Here is a 21558-nt window from a genome sequence, read left to right as displayed (position 1 = left end):
TTGGCGCTGTCATAGATTTGTCACATTCGTGCTGTTTACTGGTCAGACAATGGACCTTATCGATGTGCAGGAGATTCGCGTGCCCTCCGCCCGATCGGAAATCGTGATCGGGTCAAGCGAAAAAATTCTGGCCGGCGGCACCTGGCTCTTCTCCGTACCGGAGACCGGACTCACTGGCCTCGTAGACATCACCCGGCTCGGTTGGGCGCCGGTAACACGCACGGCCTCCGCTCTCGTGATCGCCGCGACCTGCACCGTCGCCGAACTCTCCCGGCTCACTCCACCGGCGCTGCGCACCGACCCGGTTCGCGCGGGCAGTGGATACGAGTCACACACCGATCCATACGCCCTGTTCTGGCACTGCGCGAACTCGTTCCTCGCCTCGTACAAGATCTGGAATATCGCAACCGTCGGCGGCAATATCGCTCTGGCGCTGCCCGCCGGTCCAATGATCTCGCTCGCCGCATCCCTCGACGCCGAAGCGGTGATCTGGATGCCATCGGGCGGAGAGCGACGGATGCCCGTTGCCGACCTCGTCACCGGTGTGATGCGCACTGCGCTCGAGCCCCGCGAGGTGCTGCGCGAGATCGTGATCCCGTTCGCCTCCCTCGATTCCCGTACCGGATTCCGCCGCATCGCCCTGAATGATCTGGGCCGCACGGGCACGCTCGTGATCGCTCGAGTGGCACCGACCGGTGAGACAGTCTTCACCGTGACCGGGGGCACGTCGCATCCCGTGCAGCTGCGATTCGACGGCATGCCCTCGGCACCGGAGCTGCAGGAACGCGTGCTGGCGATCGACTGCTGGTACGACGACGCCCACGGGTCCTCCGACTGGAGGCGTGCGATGAGCGTGCGATTTGCAGAGCAGTTGCGGCTGGAGCTGGCATGAAATTCTCGGTAAATGGCGAGTCCGTCGAAGCGACACCGGCCGCGGGCCAAGTGCTGCGCACGGTCCTGCGCGATCTTGGTCAATTCGACGTGAAAAAGGGCTGCGACAGCGGCGACTGCGGTTCCTGCACGGTGTTGCTCGACGGCGAACCGATCCACTCCTGCATCCTGCCCGCGCATCGACTCGAGGGTGTGGAGATCACCACCGTTTCGGGGCTCGGCAGCCCGGAGCATCCGCATCCGCTTCAGAAGTCCTTTGTGGATGCGGCCGGTTTCCAGTGCGGATTCTGCACCGCAGGCATGATCGTGACGGCGTCGACCTTCACTGAGGAGGACCTGGACGACCTGCCGAGATTGCTGAAGAGCAATATCTGCCGCTGCACCGGCTACCGGTCGATAAAGGATGCCATCTGCGGCACCTCGAACACCCAGACGCCGGCGTCCGGTGCGGCCGCCGGGCGGTCGGTTCGGGCGCCTGCCGGCCTGCGAATTACCACCGGCGAGGAGGAGTTCACCCTCGACGTGAGAACAACCGGGCTGCTGCATCTCGCGGTGCTGAAGAGCCCGCACGCCCATGCGCGCATCCTCTCCATCGATACCGCGCGCGCACTTGCGGTCGAGGGGGTACACGCGGTGCTCACCCACCGGGACTCCCCCGCGACACTGTTCTCGACCGGACGACACGAGATGCGCACGGACGATCCGGATGACACGCTCGTGCTCGATCCGGTGCTGCGCTTTATCGGCCAGCGGGTCGCCGCGATTGTGGCCGACTCGGTGGCGATTGCCCAACGCGCGCTCGCGCTCATCGAGGTGGAGTACGAGGTGCTGCCCGGTGTCTTCGACCCGCACCTGGCGCGCCAGCCGGGCGCACCGCTGCTGCATGCCGACAAGGGTTCCGATCAGCGAGTGACCGCCCCCGAGCGCAACGTGCTTGCCGAGATGCACGGCGAGATGGGTGATGTGGATGCTGCGATCGCGGCAGCGGATGCCGTGGCCACCGGCACCTGGCAGACCCAGCGAGTGAACCATGCGGCCCTCGAAACCCACGCAACCCGTGGCTGGCTCGACTCCGACGGGCGACTGGTGCTGCGCACCTCATCCCAGGTGCCCTATCTGGTGCGGGATGAACTCTGCCACATCTTCGACCTCGAACCCGAGCGACTGCGCGTCTTCACCGCACGGGTCGGCGGCGGTTTCGGTGGCAAGCAGGAGCTCTTCACCGAAGACCTCGTGACCCTCGCCGTGCTGCGCACCGGGCGACCCGTGCAGTACGAGTTCACCCGGGAGGATGAGTTCACCCTGGCCTCGCCGCGGCATCCGATCCGCGTGTCCGTCACTCTCGCAGCGACCGCCGACGGCACCCTCACCGCCATGGCGATCGATGAGCTCGTGGACACGGGCGCCTACGGCAACCACGGTATCGGCGTCATGTTCCACAGCATCCACGAATCGATCAGCGTCTACCGCTGCGCGAACAAGCGGGTGGATGCCGAGTCGGTCTACACAAACAACCTGCCATCGGGTGCATTCCGGGGCTACGGCCTCGGGCAGGTGATCTTCGCGATCGAGTCGGCAATGGATGAGCTCGCGCGCACCCTCGGAATGGATCCGTTCGAGCTGCGCCGGCGCAACGTCGTCGTGCCGGGGGACGACATGGTGGTTGTAGAGCCGCACGCCGAAACGGACCTGCTCTACGGCTCGTATGGGCTGGATCAGTGCCTCGACCTCGTGCAGGATGCGCTGGCTGGCTTTCCGTCTGCTGGTTCGTCTGACGTTTCGCCTGCGCCCGACCCCGAGTGGCGTTTCGGCACCGGTATGGCACTCGCCATGATCGCGTCCCTTCCACCCCGTGGACACTATGCAGATGCCACGGTCACCCTGCTGGCGTCCGGAGACTTCGAGATCGGCGTTGGCACCGTCGAATTCGGCAACGGCACCACGACAGTGCATACCCAGCTGGTGGCATCCGCTCTCGGAACGACCGTCGACCGCGTGCGTATCCGCCAGTCCGACACCGACGTGGTGAAGTACGACACCGGAGCGTTCGGATCCGCGGGTGTCGTCGTCGCCGGTAAAGCCCTGCTCGCCGCGGCCGAAAAGTTGCGTGCACTCATGCTCGAGCGGGCATATTCCCCGGGGGCTGATTCTGGGGGGCGCGGAAGCGCACCGGCCGGCTTGGTTTCCGGTGAGGATGGTGGTGTGTCCGCCGGCTTGGTTCCCGACGAGGGCGGCGGCGTGCCTATCGACTTGGTTTCCGACGAGCTCGTAGAGGGTGGCGGCGTGCGTATCGACTTGGTTTCCGACGAGCTCGTAGAGGGTGGCGGCGTGCGTATCGGCGACCGTCATTTCCCGGCGGAAGAGCTGCTGGCGGCGGGGCCTCTCACAGCTTCCGGACGGCACGACGGCACACCCCGCACCGTGGCGTTCAACGTGCATGGCTTCCGCGTGGCCGTGAATCCCGCCACCGGCGAGGTGCGAATCCTGCAGTCCGTGCAGGCGGCCGATGCCGGAACCGTGCTCAACCCCGAGCAGCTGCGTGGGCAAATCGAGGGGGCCACGGCCCAGGCGATCGGCACCGCGCTCTACGAGGAGATGCGCCTCGATGGCGCGGGGCGCGTCACCACCACCGCGTTCCGCAACTACCACGTGCCGCGGTTTGCGGACATCCCGCAGACCGAGGTGTTTTTCGCCGAGACCTTCGATGCCCTCGGTCCGCTCGGAGCGAAGTCGATGAGCGAGGCGCCGTACAACCCGGTGGCGCCGGCCCTTGCCAATGCGATCCGGGATGCTCTCGGCATCCGCCCCCACGAACTCCCGATGTCCCGCGAGCGTCTGTGGCGCCTGGCGTCGCATGCCACCGTTGATGCGGCCTCTGGCGAGGCCTCTGGCGCGGCGGAGTAGGCCGGGGTCGGCCCGCTTCGGGCCCGCCCACACCTGGCTCCCCATCGAACCGAGCCCCCGCACCTGGCTCCCCGTCAAGCGCGGTTACCCCACACCTGGCTCCCCATCGAAGGCAGTCCCCCCAACAATCGACTTGGTAATCGTTGCGATATTTCCCGACGCCAGGTCGCAACAACTACCGAGTCGATTTGTGAACGGGTGTGCGCTCGACGGCCGCATGGCGGATCCGACTGATCGGGCCGGTCTGGCCCGCGCCACCCGGTCTGGCCCGAGTCACCCAGTCTGGCCCGCACTATTCGACGAGCACGCTCCCAGCCGTCGAGACGGGTGCTGTGGCAGGAACTGTAGCGACATCTGTAGCGGCCGCTCTGGCGGCCGCAGTGGCAGCAGTGGCAGCAGTGGCAGCAATTGAGGCGGCAGCCGAGACAGCATCTGTGGCTACAGCAGCCAGAACAGGCGCCGGGTGGATGGCTCCGGAAGTCACCGAGAGAGGTCGTGCGGATGCCTCGGACCGCGCCGCAATCACCTCTGCGAGGATCGCGATGGCGGTCTCCTCGACCGAGCTAGCGCCGAGGTCGAGGCCAATCGGCGAGCGCAGACGCACGATCGCTTCCTCGCTGACGCCTCTCTCGCGCAGCGAGGCGATTCGGCGGTCATGCGTGCGGCGCGATCCCATCGCACCGACGAATGCGGCCGGCGAACCGAGTGCGAGGGCAATGAGTTCGGCATCGAACCGGGCATCGTGGCTGAGCACACAGATCACCGTGCGTTCGTTGACCCTCGCCGTCTCGAACCACACGGTGGGCCAGGCGACGATTATTTCAGCTCCCGGAAATCGCTCGGGTGTCGCAAAGAGTGCGCGCGGGTCGCACAGCGTCACCCGGTAACCGAGCACCTGCGCTGCAGCGGACAGCGCAGCAGAAAACTCCATTGCGCCGAAAACTATCAGGTGTCGGTCGACCGGTGGATGTTCAATGAAGCCCGCGCACACTTCGAGGCTGCGCTGTCCCCGAAGCGCCCCGATCAGCTCATCGTCAAGCAACTGCACGTGGATGCGCAACTGTCCGCCGCAGGTGAGCCCGACCGAGAAAGCCGACTCATCGCTCACCCCGTATTCGACGGTGCGCGGGATGCCGTCGGCGAGAACCAATTCGCAGGTTTCGATCACCGCGCCCTCGACACAGCCGCCGGCAATGCTGCCGATCACGGTCGTTCCGTCGAACGCCATCGAGGTGCCAACCGTGCGCGGCGCGCTGCCATCGATGACAACCGCGGTGGCAACGGCAAGGCGCTTACCCGCAGTGACTGCGGCAAGCAGGCGATCTCCGATCTCAAACATGCTGTCAGGATCGCATAGTCGCATGGGGGATCGCCTACTGCAGGCTGCCGGCTGCCGGCCGCCCACTGCCTGCTGCAGGCCATTTGCCTACACAAGACTCACGAGAAGAAGAGGCGAAGAGGAGCTGGGCGCGCGAGGAAGGGTGCGGTGTCATGCACTGCACACACGCGAGTGCTAGAAAACACCATGCTGACAATCACCCGCGCGATCCGAATCCTCATCGACGAGAGCACTGAACGCGACGGCGACCTCGAACTGCGGGATGGCGTGGTCTCCACCGGACGCACGCACACGGAGCCAGGCGAAATCCTGGACGCGAGCGGATGCGTCGTCACGCCCGGGCTCGTCAACGCCCACCACCACCTGCTGCAGTCTGCCTTCCGCACCCTGCCCGGCACCCGCGGTGTCGCCATGCGGGACTGGTTGCCCACGATGGCAGCGGCATACGCCCGTGCGGGAGTGGACGCCGGGCTGGCCTATGCCGCAGCATCCGTCGGTGTGGCGGAAGGACTGCTCTGCGGGGTCACGACCGTCGCCGACCACCATCTCACCTGGCCAAGCGCCGACCACAGCGGCACCAACCAAAACAGCGGCAGCCAGAACAGCGGCAGCCAAAAAATCACCAGTCAAACAAACGCAAGCGACAGTGTCGCCATCGCGACAGCGACCGCGGATGCCGCACGAGCGCTTGGTGGCAGGCTGGTCTTCGTGCGCGGCTCGGCGAGGGATGATGCGCAGGAAGCCGCAGCCTCCGCCGAAGCCATCGTGCGGGCGCTGCTGCCACGCACAGGAGACGGCATGCTTCAGCTAGCCGTCGGCCCAGCCGGAGTGCACAGCGACAGCCGGGAAACCTTCGAACTGCTCGCCGAGGTCGCCGAGAAGTACGGTTTACAGCGGCGCACTCAGGCCAATGAGCAGGTGGATGTTGCGATCGCGCTCGAAAAATACGGCAGACGTCCGCTCGATCTGCTCGAGGACTGGGGATGGCTGCAGCCGGGAGTGACACTCGCGCACCTCTGCGATGTGACCGGAGACGAGATCCGGCGGCTCGCAGCATCCGGAATCACCGCGACGCACGCGCCGGGCTGCGACCTGCCGATGGGATGGGGCATCGCCCCGGTCGCAGCGCTGAGGGCCGCAGGTATCACGGTGGGCCTCGGTACCAGCGGAGGCGGAAGCAACGATGCCGGACACCTCCTTGCGGATGCCCGGCTCGCGATGCAGGTTGCGCCGCTTGTCGGGCCGCCGATCTCGGCTCGCGGGGTGCTCGGCATGGCGATGGCAGGCTCTTCGGCTGGACTCGGACGCACGGAGTTGGGCAATCTCCGTGCCGGATCCGCTGCGGATCTTTGTGTGTGGGACGTTTCGGGCATCGCGGACGCCGGCGTCGCCGACCCGGTGGCCGGCCTACTCTGGGCGAATCCCGGTCGGCGTCCGAGGCACGTGGTTGTGGCCGGGCAGGTGGTTGTGCGGGACTACACACTCGTGAATGACGACGAACACGACCTGGTGGCACGGCTGAAAGCTCGGGTTCCGTTGGCCGAATGAAAGCCAGCCCAAAAAGGGCCGGCACGGTGAAAAACGGGGAGGGTAGGTCCGCACTCCAGGCGAGCTCCACAAGCCACATTTTTTAGGTATATCGTTGTCGTCGGTTGAGCCTCTCTGGTGCGGTGAGACTTCGGATCTGTCGACACATCGACCGGGATACCGCCACGCTGTTTCGGGCGTGATCAGCGGTCACATCACTGGTGATCACTCTGACCGGCGAGAGTGCGCGCGAACCGACGAATGCAGGCTTAACACATGGAAACGATGCCGTTACATGTCGGAAATGGGGCGTCTCTAAGGTCAGGGATGCTGTAACTCTTCACATGTTTTTCGGCCAACTCACCGGTGCGATGGTCGCAAACTCCGAGCAGCTCGAGGAAGGTGTCGCGCCGTGTCATCCCTGCCCCGTCACATCTCCCGGCTGGTGAATGCGACACTTCCCGACGGATCGCGCGTGGACGTCACGCTCAACGGCAGCACGGTGAGCAGCATCGTGCCCGCAACCGGACTCGACACTGCGATCAACCCGGACACCCTTGATCTGACTGGCTTCCTGCTGCTCGCTGCGCCGGCCGAACCGCACGCGCACCTCGACAAGGCGCTGTCGTGGGATCTCATCAATCCACCGATGGGTGATCTCGAACTCGCGATCCAGTCGTGGCATGACTACACCGAGGTCATGACGATGATAAGCATCGCGGATCGGGCCCGGCAGGCCGCCCTGCTGCTGCTGCGGCAGGGCATCACCGCCGTGCGCACACACGTGGATCTGCTCGCCGGTGACGATCCGATGCGCGGGGTTCACGCTCTCGTGCGCGTGCGCGATGAGCTGCGCGGACTCATGGACATCGAGCTCGTAGCCCTCGCCGGGCCATTTGTTCCGAGTGAACACGTCGATGAGGCGCTCGACCTCGGCGTCGACCTGGTGGGCGGCGCACCGCACCTGTCCGAGGATCCGATCGCCGATCTTCGCCGCCTCGTCGGCATCGCTGAGCGTCGCGGAGTCGGCAGCGACATCCACACCGATGAGAGCCTCACCGGCGTGCCAACCCTCGGAGAGTACGCGCGGCTGGTGCGCGACTGGACGGCGCCGGCATCCGCAGGTCACTGCGTGCGCCTCGGCACCCTCGAACCGAACGAGCTCGCCGCGGTGATTGTCGAAGTGCTCGCAAGCGACATCGGCATCATCTCGCTGCCCATCACGAACCTCTACCTGCAGGGCTGGCAGCATCCGGTTGGCACCCCGCGGGGGCTGACGGCACTGCGTGCGCTGCTGGATGCCGGAGTGCGCGTCGGGGCCGGAGCCGATAACGTGCGCGATCCATTCAACCCGGTCGGGCGCAGTGATGCACTCGAGACCGCGTCGCTGCTCGTCTCGGCCGGGCACCTCACGCTCGACGAGGCGTATGCCGCAGTGAGCTCCGGTGCCCGGTCCGTCATGTCGCTCCCCGTCGCCGGGGTCGAGGTCGGTGCGGCCGCCGAGCTGCTCGCGGTGCGCGGCACGAACCTCTCGGATGTCGTCGCCAACGCCTCCGCGGACCGCTTCGTCATCCACGCCGGCCGTCTCGTAGCCCACAGCACCGTGACCTACGATGTCGCAACGCCCCTTCAGGCAGTGGATTCCCCCGCCTTTCTAGCCGAAACGAGGTGATGCTGAGCATGTCCGCCCCAGCACTCACGAAGCCATCTCGCAGCGCCGCACCCCACGGCACACTGCTCGATTTCCGCGATGTCGCGATGCAGTTTCCCAACGGCACCATCGCCCTCAGCGGCATTGATCTCACCGTGAACCGCGGCGAGTTCGTCACCGTCGTCGGGCCCTCCGGTTGCGGCAAGTCCACCCTGCTGCGCATCGCCTCCGGACTCGAGACCGCCTCCGCGGGCATCGCCGAGATCGACACGAAACGCATCGGCTACGTGTTCCAGGATGCGACACTCCTGCCGTGGCGCACGGTACAGGACAACGTGGAACTGCTTGCCGAGTTGGGTGGGATGAAGCCGAAGGAGCGTCGGGCACGGGCACAAGAGGCGATCGACCTTGTTGGCCTCAGCGGCTTCGAGAAGAACCTACCAAAGCAACTCTCCGGTGGCATGAAGATGCGCACGTCACTCGCCCGCTCACTCACCCTCGAGCCGGAGCTATTCCTCTTCGATGAGCCCTTCGGTGCGCTCGATGAGATCACCCGCGAGCGGCTGAATGATGAGCTGCTTCGGCTCTTCGTCGAAAAGCAGTTCGCCGGGTTGTTCATCACCCACTCGGTCTCCGAGGCCGTCTACCTCTCGACAAAGGTCGTCGTGATGTCCGGCCGACCCGGATCGATCGTTGGCACCTTCGACGTGCCGTTCCCGATGCCGCGGGATCCGGATATCCGCTTCACCGCGGAGTTCGCGGAGCTCGTCGGCGAAGTCTCCCACGCACTGCGAGAGGGGCACAGCTGATGGCCCTCTCCCCCCAAGTGACATCCGCTGCAATTCCGGATCCGTCCCAGCGGCAAGCGCGCATCAACCGGGTCTATGCGCATCGGTCATCGCTATGGTGGCCACCGGTCGTGGTGCTTGCTGCTCTCGTCGGGCTCTGGTACCTGCTGGCGAACTACTACGCCAGTCAGCAACTTGCATTCCTCGTGCCCTATCCGCATTTGGTGATCAAGGCGGCGTTCGCCGATCCGCTGTTCACTCCGCAGCTCGTTGCGGATCTCGGCAACTCCGCCCAGGTCGCACTCACCGGACTCACGATCGCGATCGTGATCGGCGTGGTCTGGGCGACGCTGATGTCGCAGGCCAAGTGGGTCGAGCGCTCCCTCTACCCCTATGCGGTGGTGTTGCAATGCATCCCGGTGCTGGCGCTCGTTCCGCTGATCGGCGCTCTGTTCGGGTACGAGTTTCTGTCGCGCGTGATCGTCACAGTGCTGATCTCGGTGTTCCCGATGGTGTCGAACACGCTATTCGGACTGCAGTCGACCGACCTCGCGCAGCGCGAACTTTTTAAGCTGCAGGGTGCGAGCCGGTGGACGACGCTCACCAAGTTGCAGTTCCCCGCCGCACTCCCCTCGATCTTCGTCGGCCTTCGTAACGCTGCCGGGCTGTCGGTGATTGGCGCCATCGTGGGCGACCAGTTCTTCCAGCGGGGTACTCCCGGTCTCGGTGTGCTGATTCAGGTCTCGACATCCCGGCTCAACGGAGCGGGAACCTACGCCGCAATTCTCACCGCCTCACTGCTCGGCGTCGCGGTCTTCCTGTTCTTTGGATGGATCGGTCGCCTCGCCATCGGCAAGTGGTACGACTTCAGCTGATCCGCCCCAGAGAGTTTCACCCGCACCACCCTTCGCACTCACACAGCACACATCACACGAGGAGTTTTAATGCACAAAACAGCAGTCCGCTCCACCATCGCCGTCGGCATGGTGTTCGCTGCAGGGATCGCTCTGTCCGGATGCGCCAGCGCATCCCCGAGCAGCAGTACAGCGCCGACCGCCGCAGCAGGGGCCGTCAACCTCTCGGGCGTCTGCCCGGCCACCGTCACCATCCAGACCGACTGGAACCCCGAGGCGGACCACGGTCACCTCTACGAGCTGCTCGGGCCGAACCCGGTGATCAACGCCGACAAGAAGTCCGTGAGCGGCGACCTCTACTCCGGCGGAAAGTCCACCGGCGTAAAGGTCGAGATCCGATCCGGTGGACCGGCCATCGGCTTCTCCACGGTGAGTTCTGAGCTGTATAAAGACAAGGACATCACCCTCGGTTATGTCTCCACCGACGAAGCCGTGCAGCTGTCAGCCAGCCTGCCGACCACCGCAGTCTTCGCCGAAAACGACATCTCTCCGCAGATGATCATGTGGGACCCGGCGACCTACCCCAAGGTCAAGACCATCAAGGACCTGGCCAGCGCACTCAAGACCAGTGGCGGTGTCGTGCGCTACTTCCAGGGTGCCGCCTACATGGGCTACCTGCAGGGATCGGGAATCCTCCCGGCAGCCCAGACCGACGGTGCCTACGACGGCAGCCCGGCGAAGTTCGTCACCGCAAAGGGTAAGGACGGCCAGCAGGGCTTCGCCACCGCCGAACCATACATTTACGAGAACGAGGTCTCAGCCTGGGGCAAGCCCCTCAGCTTCCAGCTGATTCACGACACCGGATACCCGATCTACCCGGAGGCAGTATCGGTGCGATCTGCGGACCTCACCAAACTCAGCCCGTGCCTCACCAAGCTCGTACCCGTGCTGCAGCAGGCCGACGTGGACTACATCTCGAAGCCGGCGATGACCAACAAGCTGGTTGCCGACCTCGTGACGGCGTTCAACAACGGCTGGGTCTACTCCGAGAAGGTCGCAGACTTCGGAGTCAGCCAGATGAAGAAGCTCAAGATCGCCTCGAACGGCTCCAACGCCTACGTCGGTGACTTCGATGAGGCCCGCGTGCAGAAGGTCATCGACATCGACACCCCGTTGTTCACCGCGACGGGTTCCGCGCCCAAGGCCGGTCTCAAGGCGACCGACCTCTTCACCAACGAGTTCCTGAGCAAGACGATCGGATTCTGAACCACCCATGAGTGACCCACTGGTGACGACGACGATGGCCCGCCCCGCGCGACTGGCCAGGCAGCGCTTTCTCATGAAGCATTTCGTCGTCACCAGTGGCATGGTCATGCACTGTCAGCTTCACTAAAGGACCACCATGAACGACTCCCCCATTGCCGCCCTCGAAGCCGAGTTGCGTGAACTGCTCGGCGACCGCGGCGTGAGTGTCGAACTCCTCGCACGCCAGAGAGCATCAACCGACGGAGCGCACCTCTCCCCCGTGATCAAGGAACAGCTGCCACTCGGGCTGGCCGAGCTCGTCGCTTACCCGGCGAGTGCGGAACTGATCGCCGCGACTGTCGCAGCGTCCGTACGCCACGGTATTCCGATCACTCCGCGAGGCAAGGGCACCGGCAACTACGGCCAAGCCATCCCGATGGCGGGTGGTCTTGTGCTCGATATGTCCCGGGCCCGGGCTATCACCGAGGTCGGTGATGGGTTCATCACCGCCGAGGCTGGCGCGTCGATGTCTGCGCTCGAGCGGGCAGCCAACGAGGCTGGCCAGCAGATCTTGATGTATCCCTCGACCGCCAACTCCTCGGTCGGCGGTTTTCTCTCCGGTGGCTCCGGCGGCACCGGATCGATCAAGCACGGCTCGAACAGCGACGGATTCGTCGCCGCGCTCGACGTGGTGCACGCGGTTGCGGATGCTTCGCTCGTGCACGTCGCCGGGGAGGCCGCACAGCCCTACGTACACACCTACGGCACGGCGGGCATCATCGCCCGGGCCACCGTGGTGACCGAGCCGCTGCAGGACTGGCGCGGATTCTTCGCGAGTTTCGACACCTTCGAGCACGCCATCTCGGTAATCAGGGAGATCGGCCGACTCGAGCCAATTCCCCGACTGGTGTCAGCCGATCTCGCAACACTCGCCAACGCGTTACCACCGGACCCGGCAATCCCGACCGACCGAGCGAGCCTGCGGGCGATCCTCGACGTCTCCACGGTTGCCGCGGCGACGGCCCTCGTCGAAGCGGCCGGTGGACGGGTCGAAGACGTGCGCGAGGGTGCTCAGGCCTCGATGCAGATCAGCATGATGTCGTACAACCACCCGATCGAATTTCTGCAGAAGGCCTATCCCGACCGGTACTTCCACGTGGAGGTGAGCGGCGACGCCCTCGTCGATCGCATCGACGAAGTGCACGCGGTCTATCCCGGTGGCATGCTGCACATCGAAGCGCAGCACCGGGTTCCCATCGGCATGCTCGCCGGCGTTTATTCCAGCGCCGCGGAGGTCTTCGCGGGCTTCGACAAACTCACAGCGCTTGGCGTCGGCTACCACAATCCGCATCAGTGGTTCGTGGACTTCGAGCCGGAACGCACCGCCGCTCTTGCGGCGACGACCGATCCTCAGCGCCTCTTGAATCCCGGCAAACTCGTCACGCCGTCTGTGTCGACCGGCGCCAAGGTCTCATGATCTCGCTGTCCCGCGACCTGGTCAACCTGTCCGGGCCGGCCGCGAATGCCGCACTCACCGAGCGCTCGATTCTCGTGCTGCCGACCGGCGCGATCGAGCATCACGGGCCGCACCTGCCGCTGTCGACGGACTTTCTGATGGCCGACCTGATCGGGCGTGCTGTCGTCGAGTCCGCCGCATCCGCCGGCCAGGACGTCTGGCTGCTTCCACCGCTCGCCTACACGAAGTCCGACGAACACCACTGGGCTCCGGGCACGATCTGGCTCACCGGGGAAACATTCATGCAGACGGTGGTGGATATCGGGCGTTCGGTCGCTGCGACTCCCGCGAAGACGCTCGTCTTCTACAACGGACACGGCGGAAACATCGCACTCCTGCAGGTTACTCTGCGAGAACTGCGCCGACGCTTCGGACTGCGCACCTTCCTGATGGGCACCGGAATCACCGCGGGTAACGGCCTCGACGGCCCGGATGAGCGTGGCTTCGGTATACACGGCGGGCACGGGGAGACGTCGATGATCCTGCACCTGCAGCCTGACCTCGTGGATATGACACAGGCCGCTCGCTGGGTTCCCGATCACATGGCGGATTTGGAATACATCAAGTTCAACGGTGGCGCGGTGAGCTTCGGCTGGCTCTCCAATGACTTCGGACCGTCGGGTGTGATCGGCGACGCGACCGGAGCGACGGCCGAACATGGCCGTGCGATCTTCGAGCGCGCGGTGGCTGATGGTGTGGCATCCCTCGCGGAGATCGCCCGATTCCGGCACGAACCGTGAACGAACCGCAGAACCCCTGGGATGTGGTCGGGGAGTGGCTGCCGGGCAATGACGAGCCGGAGCGCCCGCAGATGAACCTCGCGACGGTGAGCGTCACCGGGGAACCCGATGCGCGCACTGTGCTGTTGAGCGAGTACGACTCGGAGGGTTTCTACTTTCATACCGACGCTCTCTCGCGGAAGGCCGCAGCGATCGTCGCGCGTCCGGCCGTCGCGTTGACGTTCCTCTGGCCCGGATTCACGAAGCAACTCGTGGTGCAGGGCCGCGCAGAGGTCGCGCCCGCCCACGAAATTGCCGCGGCATACCTTGCACGCTCGCCGTACCTTCAGCAGCTGGCCTGGCAAAACACCTTCGAGTTCGCCCAGTACCCGGACGACGAGCGCCGCGACCGCTGGGTAGCCTTCACCGCCGAGCACACCGCCGAGCACACCGCCGAGCACACGGGCGAGCACACCGCCGAGCACACAGGCGAGCACACCGCCGAGCACACAGGCGAGCACACCGACGACTCCCGTCGGCCCGGCACCCCGCAGCCCGCCTTCTCGCAGCCCGATACCTGGGTCGGGTTCCTTGTGCGCCCCACCCGCATGACCTTTTGGGCCAGCGGCTCGGACGCACCGAGCCGCCGAGTCGAATACCGCGCTACCTCCGGCGGCTGGACGGTGGTATACCTGCCGGGGTGAGCAGCCCCCGTAGTGCTCCCGGTCACCCCGTACTAAACCGAGACCGCTACCGTGGCACGATGGAAGCGACCCAGGAGCCCGCTATTTCCCAGACATATCTCACCGAGGACGGCATTCGCTTTGTAACCGAACGGCACCTCGCCACACTCTCCACCCTCTCGGGCAATGGATCGATTCATGCGGTGCCCGTCGGCTTCACTCTTCACGACGGCACAGCTTTCGTCATCACGACGCGGACATCCCAGAAGGTACTCAATGCCCGTCGATCGGGGCACGCCACACTCTGTCAAGTCGAAGGCGCCGGCTGGATCACCCTCATCGGGCAAGCGGAGGTGCTCGACGACCCGGAAAGCATCGCTGTTGCGGTGACCCGGTATGCGGCCCGCTACCGCCAGCCGCGGGTGAATCCCGAGCGGGTGGCGATTGCGGTCAGGGTAGAGCGGATACTCGGATCCGCCGGTTTCGTCGCGCGCGAGTAGCCCGGCTCCCGCAGTGCGGCTGGGGTAGGCCGGTACATCGGCACCGCGCGACAGCACTGCGCGACAGCACTGCGCAAAACTACCGGCGGGGCTTTGTCGCCAGCAGGATCGTGTCGATCGCCACTCGACCGTCTGCTGTCGTCCGGTTGTAGCGACGGCACTCGGCGATATCGAGGCCAGCCGCGGCCAACCGCACTGTTTCGAGGTCGTACAGCATCGCGACATCCTTCGGCCCACCGACCCCGTGCACGAGGTTTGTGCTGTCGTGGCCGATCAGGGCGAGGGTGCCGCCAGCATTGAGGGAGAGAATCGCGTTCGAGATTGCGGCGGTGAGCTCTGCTGCGGGCAATTGAAGGTAGGCGATGACCACGAGATCGACGGGGGTCAGCGAGACCCAGGTGGTGGCATCCGCAGTTACCCAATTCAGGTCAAGTGCGAGGGTGGCAGCACGCTGACGTCCGATCGCGAGGCCGGCGGCGGAGAAGTCGACCGCGGTCACACTCCAGCCGCGCGAGGCCAACCAGAGAGCGTTTCGCCCCTCGCCGGCGGCCAGGTCGATGGCGTTGCCTGGCGGCAAAATGCTGGTGACCTGCTCGATCCACGCGTTTGGTTCGATCGACCACACCGCCTCACCTGAAGCTGCGGCTGTCGAGTAGCGGTCATCCCAGAATGCGTTGCTCACGATGTATCCCATTCGTTGGAGATTGCTGCACACAGGGTGTGGCCGACAGGCTGGTCACCTTTCCATTATTCAGCAACGCACTGGATGGAGCTGGCCAATTGGACCACCGCAGATGCGGGACAAATTCGTGACATAGCCGACTCGCGACCGCATCTGAAAAGCCGTTACGGAGATGTATTCGTTTACGGTATCGATGCGGTCTTCGAAGCCTCAGGAGGCAACAACTAAGCTGTCTCCGGAGCCAGTTCGGACCCAACAATCGCAATGAGGCAAGCATCGCTACTGATCAGCACAGCAGTCTCACCGAGGCCACCATCCTGTGTGAGGACGCCCCGGGTGCCGGAACGACCGCGATAGCCGGGACGGTTCTCGCATGAGTCAGTTCGATGCGGTCGACGCTCGCTGGCTCGAACGGACTGTGGAGTTGGCCACTCTCAATATCGCCAACGGCGGCGGCCCTTTCGGCGCGCTCATCGTGCGGGACGGTGCGCTTGTCGCTGAGGGATACAACCGTGTGACCGCCGATCTGGATCCGACCGCGCATGCCGAAGTAGTAGCAATCCGCGCTGCCTGTAAAGCGGAGCAGTCCTTCTCACTGGTGGGCGCAACGCTCTACACCTCCTGCGAACCATGCCCCCTTTGCCTCGCTGCTGCCCTCTGGGCACGGGTGGATCGAATGGTCTTTGCCGCCGACCGGCACGATGCCGCCCGCGGAGGATTCGACGACCTCGAGTTCTACGATCTGTTCGCGCGCGACCGCAGCACCTGGCAGATCCCGGTAGTGTCGCTGCGAATTCCACAGTCGCCGGCGCCCTTCGACGCCTGGCTCGCGCACGAGGCTCGAACGGAGTACTGAGCGGCAAAGTTCACGACTATGCACATGCAGGGTGGACCGTGCAGCTGCTCGTTGCGCTGCTGCAAAACCATGCGGCCGTTCGTTGGCCGTGCTGCCGAACAGTCGAGCGCATGGCTAACAAACCACAGCGCGGTGTACCGACGGGCAGCTCACCCATCTGCCTACCATTACCCATGGCCACCCTCACCGGAATCGTGCTCGCGGCAGGTGCAGGTTCGCGCCTCGGGCGACCGAAGGCGCTCATGCTCACCGCGGATGGCGAGCCCTGGGTTGCCCGGGCCGCCCGGCTGTTGCAGGCCTCGGGCTGCGCTCGCGTGCTCGTAGTGCTCGGAGCCGCAGCCCAGCAGGCAACCGCACTCGTGCCGGTCGGCAGCGAGATCCTGGTGGTGGATAACTGGGCGGGAGGCATGGGCGAATCCCTGCGTGCAGCGCTTGCGGTAGCGAGTGGCGACGCGGCCCTCATCACTCTTGTCGACCTGCCGGATCTCCCCGTCGACGTGATCAGTCGGATGCTCGCCGAGCCGACCACCCCGCACACGCTGAGGCAGGCAGTGTTCGAGGGGCGTCCCGGGCATCCGGTGCTGATCGGGCGCTCTCACTGGGCCAGAGTCGCCTCGACCCTGGTCGGCGACCGGGGCGCACGAGAGTACCTCGTGGCCAACGGAGTTGTCGAGGTGGAGTGCGCGGACCTGTTCGACGGCCATGATGTCGACCGGCTATCCGGAGCAACCGGCTCGCTTGACTGACTCGAGCAGCCAACACAGACAGCCAACACACGCAACCAACACACGCAACCAGCTCTCGTCACCCACAGGTTCAGGTGAGCGATCGGCATCTGGCTCCCGCATGCCCCTTTACGGATGGCCATTCACTCCGCAACTCGAGTCCGCACAACGGATGTCGCCGCCGAGTTGCTGAAACTATGGTGGACTCAACCGGGTGAGCATCGATCTGACCAGCTATGTCGCCATTGGTGACAGTTTCAGCGAGGGTGTTGGGGATGACCTTCCCGACGGCAGGGTGCGGGGCTGGGCCGACCTCGTGGCCTTTGGGCTCGCCTCAGCGTCCACTACGCCGGTCACCTACGCGAACCTCGCCATCCGGGGACGGCTGCTCGCCCCGATCGTGAGCGGACAACTCGACGCCGCTCTCGCTCTTGCCCCCGCGCTGATGAGTATCAACGGCGGCGGTAACGACATCATGCGTCCGCGGGTCTCGATCACCGGGGTCGCCGATCAGTTGGAGACCGCGGTCGACCGCGCGGTTGCGAACGGTGTGCATGTGATCCTCGTGAGCGGCGCAGACCCGACGAGGCACATCCCCCTCGGATCCTTCGTGCGAGCGAGGGGAGACCAGCTCGCGGCATCCATTCGTGACCGCCTCCCCAAGCAACATGTGACCTTCGTCGACAACTGGGCAGACGCGGAACTCGGGCGACTGCACTACTGGTCTCGCGACAAACTGCACCTGAATCCGATCGGGCACGCGCGGGTGGCCGGCAACGTGCTCGCTGCGCTCGGTGTGGAGAGTGCGGATGATCCGCGCCCCGGCATACCAGCGGTGGCGCACGAACACACCGCCGCCTACTGGCGCCGATATGTGCTTCCGTGGATCGGCCGGCGCCTCACAGGACGCTCGTCGGGAGACAATCGTGAGCCGAAGATCGCCACGCTGCAGCCGGTCAAGTGACAGCCGGTCTAATGACAGCCGGTTTAGTGACAGCCGGTCAAATGGCAGCCGGTTACGCCAGCGACTCCCCGAGCGCGATCAGGGCCAGGTCGGTATTCGGCGGCCCAACCAGGCAGAGGCCCACTGGCGCGCCATTCACCGTGAGCTTCGGCACGCTCAGTGCCGGGCGACCCGCGATGCCGGCGACACAGGTGAGGCGCAGCGTGCTTTGGCGCACCTGCTCGATCGTCTCGGCATCCGCCGTAGTCGACGGAGCGATGGATGACGCGGACGGTAGCAGCAGCACTCGGTCACCCACGACCGACGCGATGCGCTCGCGGGCGAGCTCGAGGGCCAGCCGGGCGAAGGTCTCGGTCTCAGAATCGACCGTGGCACCGAACGCGAACCGGGCCGCGACTTCATCGCTGAGACCACCGGGGTGCGCTGCGATCCAGTCACCGTGAGTTGCCCACGCCTCCGCCGACTGCAGCGTGCGAAAAATCTCGTGCAGATCTTCGATGTCGGGCAGTGTCACCTCGATCAGATCATCGGTGAGTCCCGCCTCGGCGAGCTGTGCAAGGGCCGCGGCAAAGGCATCCTGCACTCCCGGCGTGGCCAGGGCGACCAGTGCCGGAGCCACCGCAAATCCGGCGACTGCGGCCCCTCGACCGGCGGACGCCAGAGATGCGGATGCTGCCGCCCGCAGCGTCTGCGCATCACGCGTCATCCAGCCAACGGTGTCGAAGGTGGGCGCAAGACCGAGCAGGCCATCGCGCGCCACAGCACCGTGCGTCGTGCGAAGGCCCCACAGTCCCTGGTACGACGCAGGAACGCGGATCGACCCACCGGTGTCGGTACCGAGCCCGATCGAGACCTGGCCGGAGGCGACCGCGGTAGCTGGCCCACTCGAGGACCCACCGGGGATCGCACCGGGTACAGCGGCGTTCGGCGGAGTGCCGTAGTGGGAGTTCTTACCGGCAATGCTGTAGGCGAATTCATCGGTCTGGGCGATGCCCTGCACCGCGGCACCGGCGGCGAGGAGTGCCGTGACCGCAGAGGCATGCGCGACAGTCCGCGGCGATTCAGCGAGGTAGGCGGGCACCCCAGCTCCGACGGCGAACCCGGCTACGTCGAAGAGATCTTTCACCGCCACGGTCTCACCGACCAGCGGGCCATCCGGTGCTCCGGTCACGAGCGGGCTGCCAACGATGCGCCAAATGGATGCCACGATCGCGGGCGCCGGAACACTCAGGTGTGCGGACTCGATCAGCCAGACAGCATCACCGTCGTTGGTGGTGACGCGGTGCCACAGCTGAGTCTGCTGACCCCGGCCCCCACTGGCCGGAAGGGTCACAGCCACGATCAGCGCACGGTCGTTGCCAAGGTCGCGCACGTGAATATCGCCGATCGTACGGGCCGGTGCTCCGCCGCGACCGTGCCGGAAGGCGCTGATCGCCTCATGACCCACGATTAGTCCGCTGGCATCACCGCGCAAGCTGTCATCTCCGGGCGCAAAAAGGCGGTCGAGCGCCTCGAGGTCATCGGCCATGAGCGCTCGCTCGTAACTCCAGAACGTTTCCAGGAGACCTTCCGGAGCACTGTCTTTTACAACACTGTCAGTCAAAATCTGCCACCCTCATTTTTGCGTGGACGCCTTTCACAACGTCCACGACCTGCAGAACGGATAAGTCTTGTGCTTCGAAGGCGAGCAAATCCCCGCCCTGTCCTTCACGAATGTCCTCAGTGCTGAGAGTGTAGATCGTGGCCTCGTCGCCTGCATCACGCCCTCGCCTAAAAATCTGGTGACATTCCCGGCACCACACATCAGGTCAAGCCTACAGACTGCACTCTCAGAGACTGCGGCACCATGCGGAGTTGACACGGATGCCCTCGCGGCGCTCACCGGGGATATACCGTCACTTCGGTCTCGGGTACCGTGAACCAAACCGGCAGTCCCGGTGTGAGTCCGAGAGCTGCCGCGCGTCCCGGAGACACGTCAGCGACCATCGACGCGGAACGCACCCGCACGCTGTCCCCGCGGGGCTCGAGATCCTGCACGGTCACGGGAAAGACGTTCGGGCCGGCGATCTTCTCGAGCTGCACGCTCATCGCAGCCGGGCGGGCGGCAGCGGCAGCGGGCACGCCGATCGCACCGGTGCCCGAACCGGTGACCACAGCGCCGTCCGCCATCCGCAGCCCCGTCGCCGTGCGCACGCCGGTGAGCAGGTTGAGGCCAGCGAGTCCGGCGGTAAATGGATGTCGCGGCCGCTGCAGTACCTCCGCTGTGGCACCCTGCTCCACAATCACCCCGTCACCGAGCACGACCACCCGGTCGGCGAGAGTGAGCGCGTCGAGCACCTCATGCGTGACAAGAATGGCGGTACGACCGGCGAGCACGGTGCGAAGCATGCGCCGCAGTGTCGGTGCCACGGCCACATCGAGGGCGGCAAGCGGCTCGTCGAGCAACAGCAGCCGCGGTTCGGGAGCCAGCGCACGAGCGATCGCAACGCGCTGGGCCTGCCCACCCGATAGCTGTGCCGGACGACTGTCCCAGAGTTCCGCGGCCTCCACTGCGCTGAGCCACTGGCGAGCGGATACCCGTGCCTCGGCACGAAGGCGGCCCGCGCTGCGCGGACCGAAGGCCACATTCTCCAGCGCGCTGAGGTGCGGGAAGAGCAGCGGTTCCTGGGCGAGTAGCGAGATTCCGCGACGATGAGGCGGCAGCCAGTGACCGTACGACAGGTCAAACAGCGACGTCCCGTCGAGCTCGGCTCGACCGGTGTCCGGCCGCAGCAGTCCGGCGAGAATCGAGAGTAACGTCGATTTGCCCGCACCGTTCGGCCCGAGAATGGCCAGGGTCTCCCCCTCGGCTACGTCGAGGGACAGGTCGAATCCGCGCTCGGCGATCCGCGCCTCAAGGTGAAGCGTCATGCGGCGAACCGTCCCCGTGCGCCCGGCACGGTGCGCAGCGTGAGCGCCACCACCACGAGCGAGACGATCACCAGCACGAGTGAGAGGGCGACTGCGGCATCCGGACTCGTCTCCCTCTGCAGGTAAATTTCGAGCGGCAGCGTGCGGGTTACGCCCTGGAGGCTGCCCGCGAAGGTGAGTGTTGCCCCGAATTCACCGAGGGCGCGGGCGAACGACAGCACGGCACCGGACAGCAGGGCAGGAAACACCAGCGGCAGTGTGATGCGGCGAAGCACAGTCGTGGGACGCGCGCCGAGCGTTGCCGCAACCGCCTCGTAACGGGTGCCAGCCAGGCGAAGGGCCCCCTCGAGGCTCAACACCAGGAAGGGCAGCGCGACGAAAGTCTGCGCGATCACGACGGCCACCGTCGAGAAGGCCACCGTGATACCGAGCAGCTCCAGCGGACGTCCGAGCAGCCCCTGTCGGCCAAAGGCCGCGAGCAGGGCGATGCCGCCGATCACCGGTGGGAGTACGAGCGGCAGCAGCACGATGGTGCGCACCAGACGCTGGCCGACAAAGGTGGTGCGGGCCAGCAGTAGCGCCATCGGCACACCGACCAGCACGCACAAAACCGTCGCGACAAGCGAAGTGCGCAGGCTCAGCAGCAGTGCGGAGACGGAGGATTCGCTCGTGACCAGCGCGACGAACCCGGCCCAGTTCACCCTGGTGGTCATCGCCACGAGCGGCAGCAACACGAAGGCCGCTCCAGCGATCGCGACCACGATCACCCAGCGTGGCACTCCAGAGAATGACGGCCTACGCACG

At 65.5% G+C, this 21558-nt stretch carries 19 protein-coding genes; 14 read left to right on the top strand and 5 right to left on the bottom strand.

Features of this window, described 5'->3' with window-relative positions; translation table 11 throughout:
- The first annotated feature begins 49 nt into the window (after positions 1-49).
- Complete coding sequence (locus tag IWX88_RS02430; protein ID WP_231368733.1) at positions 50-892, top strand: FAD binding domain-containing protein; 843 nt, start codon at positions 50-52, stop codon at positions 890-892.
- Positions 889-3795, top strand: coding sequence for a molybdopterin-dependent oxidoreductase (locus tag IWX88_RS02425; protein ID WP_196826792.1), 2907 nt, complete (start codon positions 889-891; stop codon positions 3793-3795). The genes IWX88_RS02430 and IWX88_RS02425 overlap by 4 nt, the downstream gene beginning before the upstream one ends.
- Positions 3796-4087: 292 nt before the next feature.
- On the opposite strand, the gene IWX88_RS02420 is transcribed toward IWX88_RS02425, so the two are convergent.
- Entirely contained in the window at positions 4088-5134 is a 1047-nt protein-coding gene (locus IWX88_RS02420; protein ID WP_196826791.1) for an XdhC family protein, read from the bottom strand.
- 186 nt (positions 5135-5320) lie between these two features.
- Between IWX88_RS02420 and IWX88_RS02415 the strand changes: the two genes are divergently transcribed.
- The 9 genes from IWX88_RS02415 (at position 5321) to IWX88_RS02375 (ending at position 14617) form a co-directional block, all read left to right on the top strand.
- Positions 5321-6682 (top strand): amidohydrolase family protein, encoded by a 1362-nt coding sequence (locus IWX88_RS02415; RefSeq protein ID WP_196826790.1) that lies wholly within the window; start codon positions 5321-5323, stop codon positions 6680-6682.
- Positions 6683-7073: 391 nt separating this feature from the next.
- The gene (locus IWX88_RS02410; protein WP_196826789.1) at positions 7074-8333 is read left to right on the top strand and encodes an amidohydrolase family protein; all 1260 of its coding nucleotides are present in this window, start codon (positions 7074-7076) and stop codon (positions 8331-8333) included.
- Between the two features lie 8 nt (positions 8334-8341).
- Positions 8342-9121 (top strand): ABC transporter ATP-binding protein, encoded by a 780-nt coding sequence (locus IWX88_RS02405; protein ID WP_231368732.1) that lies wholly within the window; start codon positions 8342-8344, stop codon positions 9119-9121.
- Positions 9121-9975 (top strand): ABC transporter permease, encoded by an 855-nt coding sequence (locus IWX88_RS02400; protein WP_196826787.1) that lies wholly within the window; start codon positions 9121-9123, stop codon positions 9973-9975. The genes IWX88_RS02405 and IWX88_RS02400 overlap by 1 nt, the downstream gene beginning before the upstream one ends.
- 69 nt (positions 9976-10044) lie before the next feature.
- Positions 10045-11220: an ABC transporter substrate-binding protein gene (locus IWX88_RS02395; RefSeq protein WP_196826786.1), complete on the top strand. Its 1176-nt coding sequence runs from the start codon at positions 10045-10047 to the stop codon at positions 11218-11220.
- A 136-nt stretch (positions 11221-11356) separates the two neighbouring features.
- Entirely contained in the window at positions 11357-12676 is a 1320-nt protein-coding gene (locus IWX88_RS02390; RefSeq protein ID WP_196826785.1) for an FAD-binding oxidoreductase, read from the top strand.
- Positions 12673-13455 carry a creatininase family protein gene (locus IWX88_RS02385; RefSeq protein ID WP_196826784.1) on the top strand — a complete coding sequence of 261 codons (783 nt, stop codon included), beginning with the start codon at positions 12673-12675 and terminating at the stop codon, positions 13453-13455. The genes IWX88_RS02390 and IWX88_RS02385 overlap by 4 nt, the downstream gene beginning before the upstream one ends.
- On the top strand, positions 13452-14138 hold the full coding sequence (locus IWX88_RS02380) for a pyridoxamine 5'-phosphate oxidase family protein (RefSeq protein WP_196826783.1): 687 nt from the start codon (positions 13452-13454) through the stop codon (positions 14136-14138). The genes IWX88_RS02385 and IWX88_RS02380 overlap by 4 nt, the downstream gene beginning before the upstream one ends.
- Positions 14139-14197: 59 nt before the next feature.
- On the top strand, positions 14198-14617 hold the full coding sequence (locus IWX88_RS02375) for a PPOX class F420-dependent oxidoreductase (RefSeq protein WP_196826782.1): 420 nt from the start codon (positions 14198-14200) through the stop codon (positions 14615-14617).
- 79 nt (positions 14618-14696) lie between these two features.
- On the opposite strand, the gene IWX88_RS02370 is transcribed toward IWX88_RS02375, so the two are convergent.
- On the bottom strand, positions 14697-15299 hold the full coding sequence (locus IWX88_RS02370; protein WP_196826781.1) for a class I SAM-dependent methyltransferase: 603 nt from the start codon (positions 15297-15299) through the stop codon (positions 14697-14699).
- 373 nt (positions 15300-15672) lie between these two features.
- On the opposite strand from IWX88_RS02370, the gene IWX88_RS02365 reads away from it, so the two are divergent.
- The 3 genes from IWX88_RS02365 (at position 15673) to IWX88_RS02355 (ending at position 17844) form a co-directional block, all read left to right on the top strand.
- Positions 15673-16155 carry a nucleoside deaminase gene (locus tag IWX88_RS02365; RefSeq protein ID WP_196826780.1) on the top strand — a complete coding sequence of 161 codons (483 nt, stop codon included), beginning with the start codon at positions 15673-15675 and terminating at the stop codon, positions 16153-16155.
- A 173-nt stretch (positions 16156-16328) separates the two neighbouring features.
- Positions 16329-16901 (top strand): NTP transferase domain-containing protein, encoded by a 573-nt coding sequence (locus tag IWX88_RS02360; RefSeq protein ID WP_196826779.1) that lies wholly within the window; start codon positions 16329-16331, stop codon positions 16899-16901.
- Positions 16902-17094: 193 nt separating this feature from the next.
- A complete protein-coding gene (locus IWX88_RS02355) occupies positions 17095-17844 on the top strand; it encodes an SGNH/GDSL hydrolase family protein (RefSeq protein ID WP_370568138.1) in 750 nt (249 codons plus the stop codon).
- 52 nt (positions 17845-17896) lie between these two features.
- On the opposite strand, the gene IWX88_RS02350 is transcribed toward IWX88_RS02355, so the two are convergent.
- The 3 genes from IWX88_RS02350 to IWX88_RS02340 form a co-directional block, all read right to left on the bottom strand.
- On the bottom strand, positions 17897-19447 hold the full coding sequence (locus IWX88_RS02350) for an AtzH-like domain-containing protein (RefSeq protein WP_231368730.1): 1551 nt from the start codon (positions 19445-19447) through the stop codon (positions 17897-17899).
- Between the two features lie 275 nt (positions 19448-19722).
- Positions 19723-20754 (bottom strand): sulfate/molybdate ABC transporter ATP-binding protein, encoded by a 1032-nt coding sequence (locus IWX88_RS02345; protein WP_196826778.1) that lies wholly within the window; start codon positions 20752-20754, stop codon positions 19723-19725.
- Positions 20751-21533, bottom strand: coding sequence for an ABC transporter permease (locus IWX88_RS02340; protein WP_370568137.1), 783 nt, complete (start codon positions 21531-21533; stop codon positions 20751-20753). The genes IWX88_RS02345 and IWX88_RS02340 overlap by 4 nt, the downstream gene beginning before the upstream one ends.
- Between the last annotated feature and the right edge of the window lie 25 nt (positions 21534-21558).

This window comes from Frigoribacterium sp. CG_9.8 (assembly GCF_015751965.1).
Classification (GTDB): Bacteria; Actinomycetota; Actinomycetes; order Actinomycetales; family Microbacteriaceae; genus Lacisediminihabitans.
Note: the sequence above shows the minus strand (reverse complement) of the source record. Positions and strands in the feature narration are given on the sequence as shown.

Coding starts and splice junctions, on each gene's coding strand:
- IWX88_RS02430 (WP_231368733.1), top strand. CDS start 50: ATGGACCTTATCGATGTGCAGGAGATTCGCGTGCCCTCCGCCCGATCG.
- IWX88_RS02425 (WP_196826792.1), top strand. CDS start 889: ATGAAATTCTCGGTAAATGGCGAGTCCGTCGAAGCGACACCGGCCGCG.
- IWX88_RS02420 (WP_196826791.1), bottom strand. CDS start 5,134: ATGTTTGAGATCGGAGATCGCCTGCTTGCCGCAGTCACTGCGGGTAAG.
- IWX88_RS02415 (WP_196826790.1), top strand. CDS start 5,321: ATGCTGACAATCACCCGCGCGATCCGAATCCTCATCGACGAGAGCACT.
- IWX88_RS02405 (WP_231368732.1), top strand. CDS start 8,342: ATGTCCGCCCCAGCACTCACGAAGCCATCTCGCAGCGCCGCACCCCAC.
- IWX88_RS02400 (WP_196826787.1), top strand. CDS start 9,121: ATGGCCCTCTCCCCCCAAGTGACATCCGCTGCAATTCCGGATCCGTCC.
- IWX88_RS02395 (WP_196826786.1), top strand. CDS start 10,045: ATGCACAAAACAGCAGTCCGCTCCACCATCGCCGTCGGCATGGTGTTC.
- IWX88_RS02390 (WP_196826785.1), top strand. CDS start 11,357: ATGAACGACTCCCCCATTGCCGCCCTCGAAGCCGAGTTGCGTGAACTG.
- IWX88_RS02385 (WP_196826784.1), top strand. CDS start 12,673: ATGATCTCGCTGTCCCGCGACCTGGTCAACCTGTCCGGGCCGGCCGCG.
- IWX88_RS02375 (WP_196826782.1), top strand. CDS start 14,198: ATGGAAGCGACCCAGGAGCCCGCTATTTCCCAGACATATCTCACCGAG.
- IWX88_RS02365 (WP_196826780.1), top strand. CDS start 15,673: ATGAGTCAGTTCGATGCGGTCGACGCTCGCTGGCTCGAACGGACTGTG.
- IWX88_RS02360 (WP_196826779.1), top strand. CDS start 16,329: ATGGCCACCCTCACCGGAATCGTGCTCGCGGCAGGTGCAGGTTCGCGC.
- IWX88_RS02345 (WP_196826778.1), bottom strand. CDS start 20,754: ATGACGCTTCACCTTGAGGCGCGGATCGCCGAGCGCGGATTCGACCTG.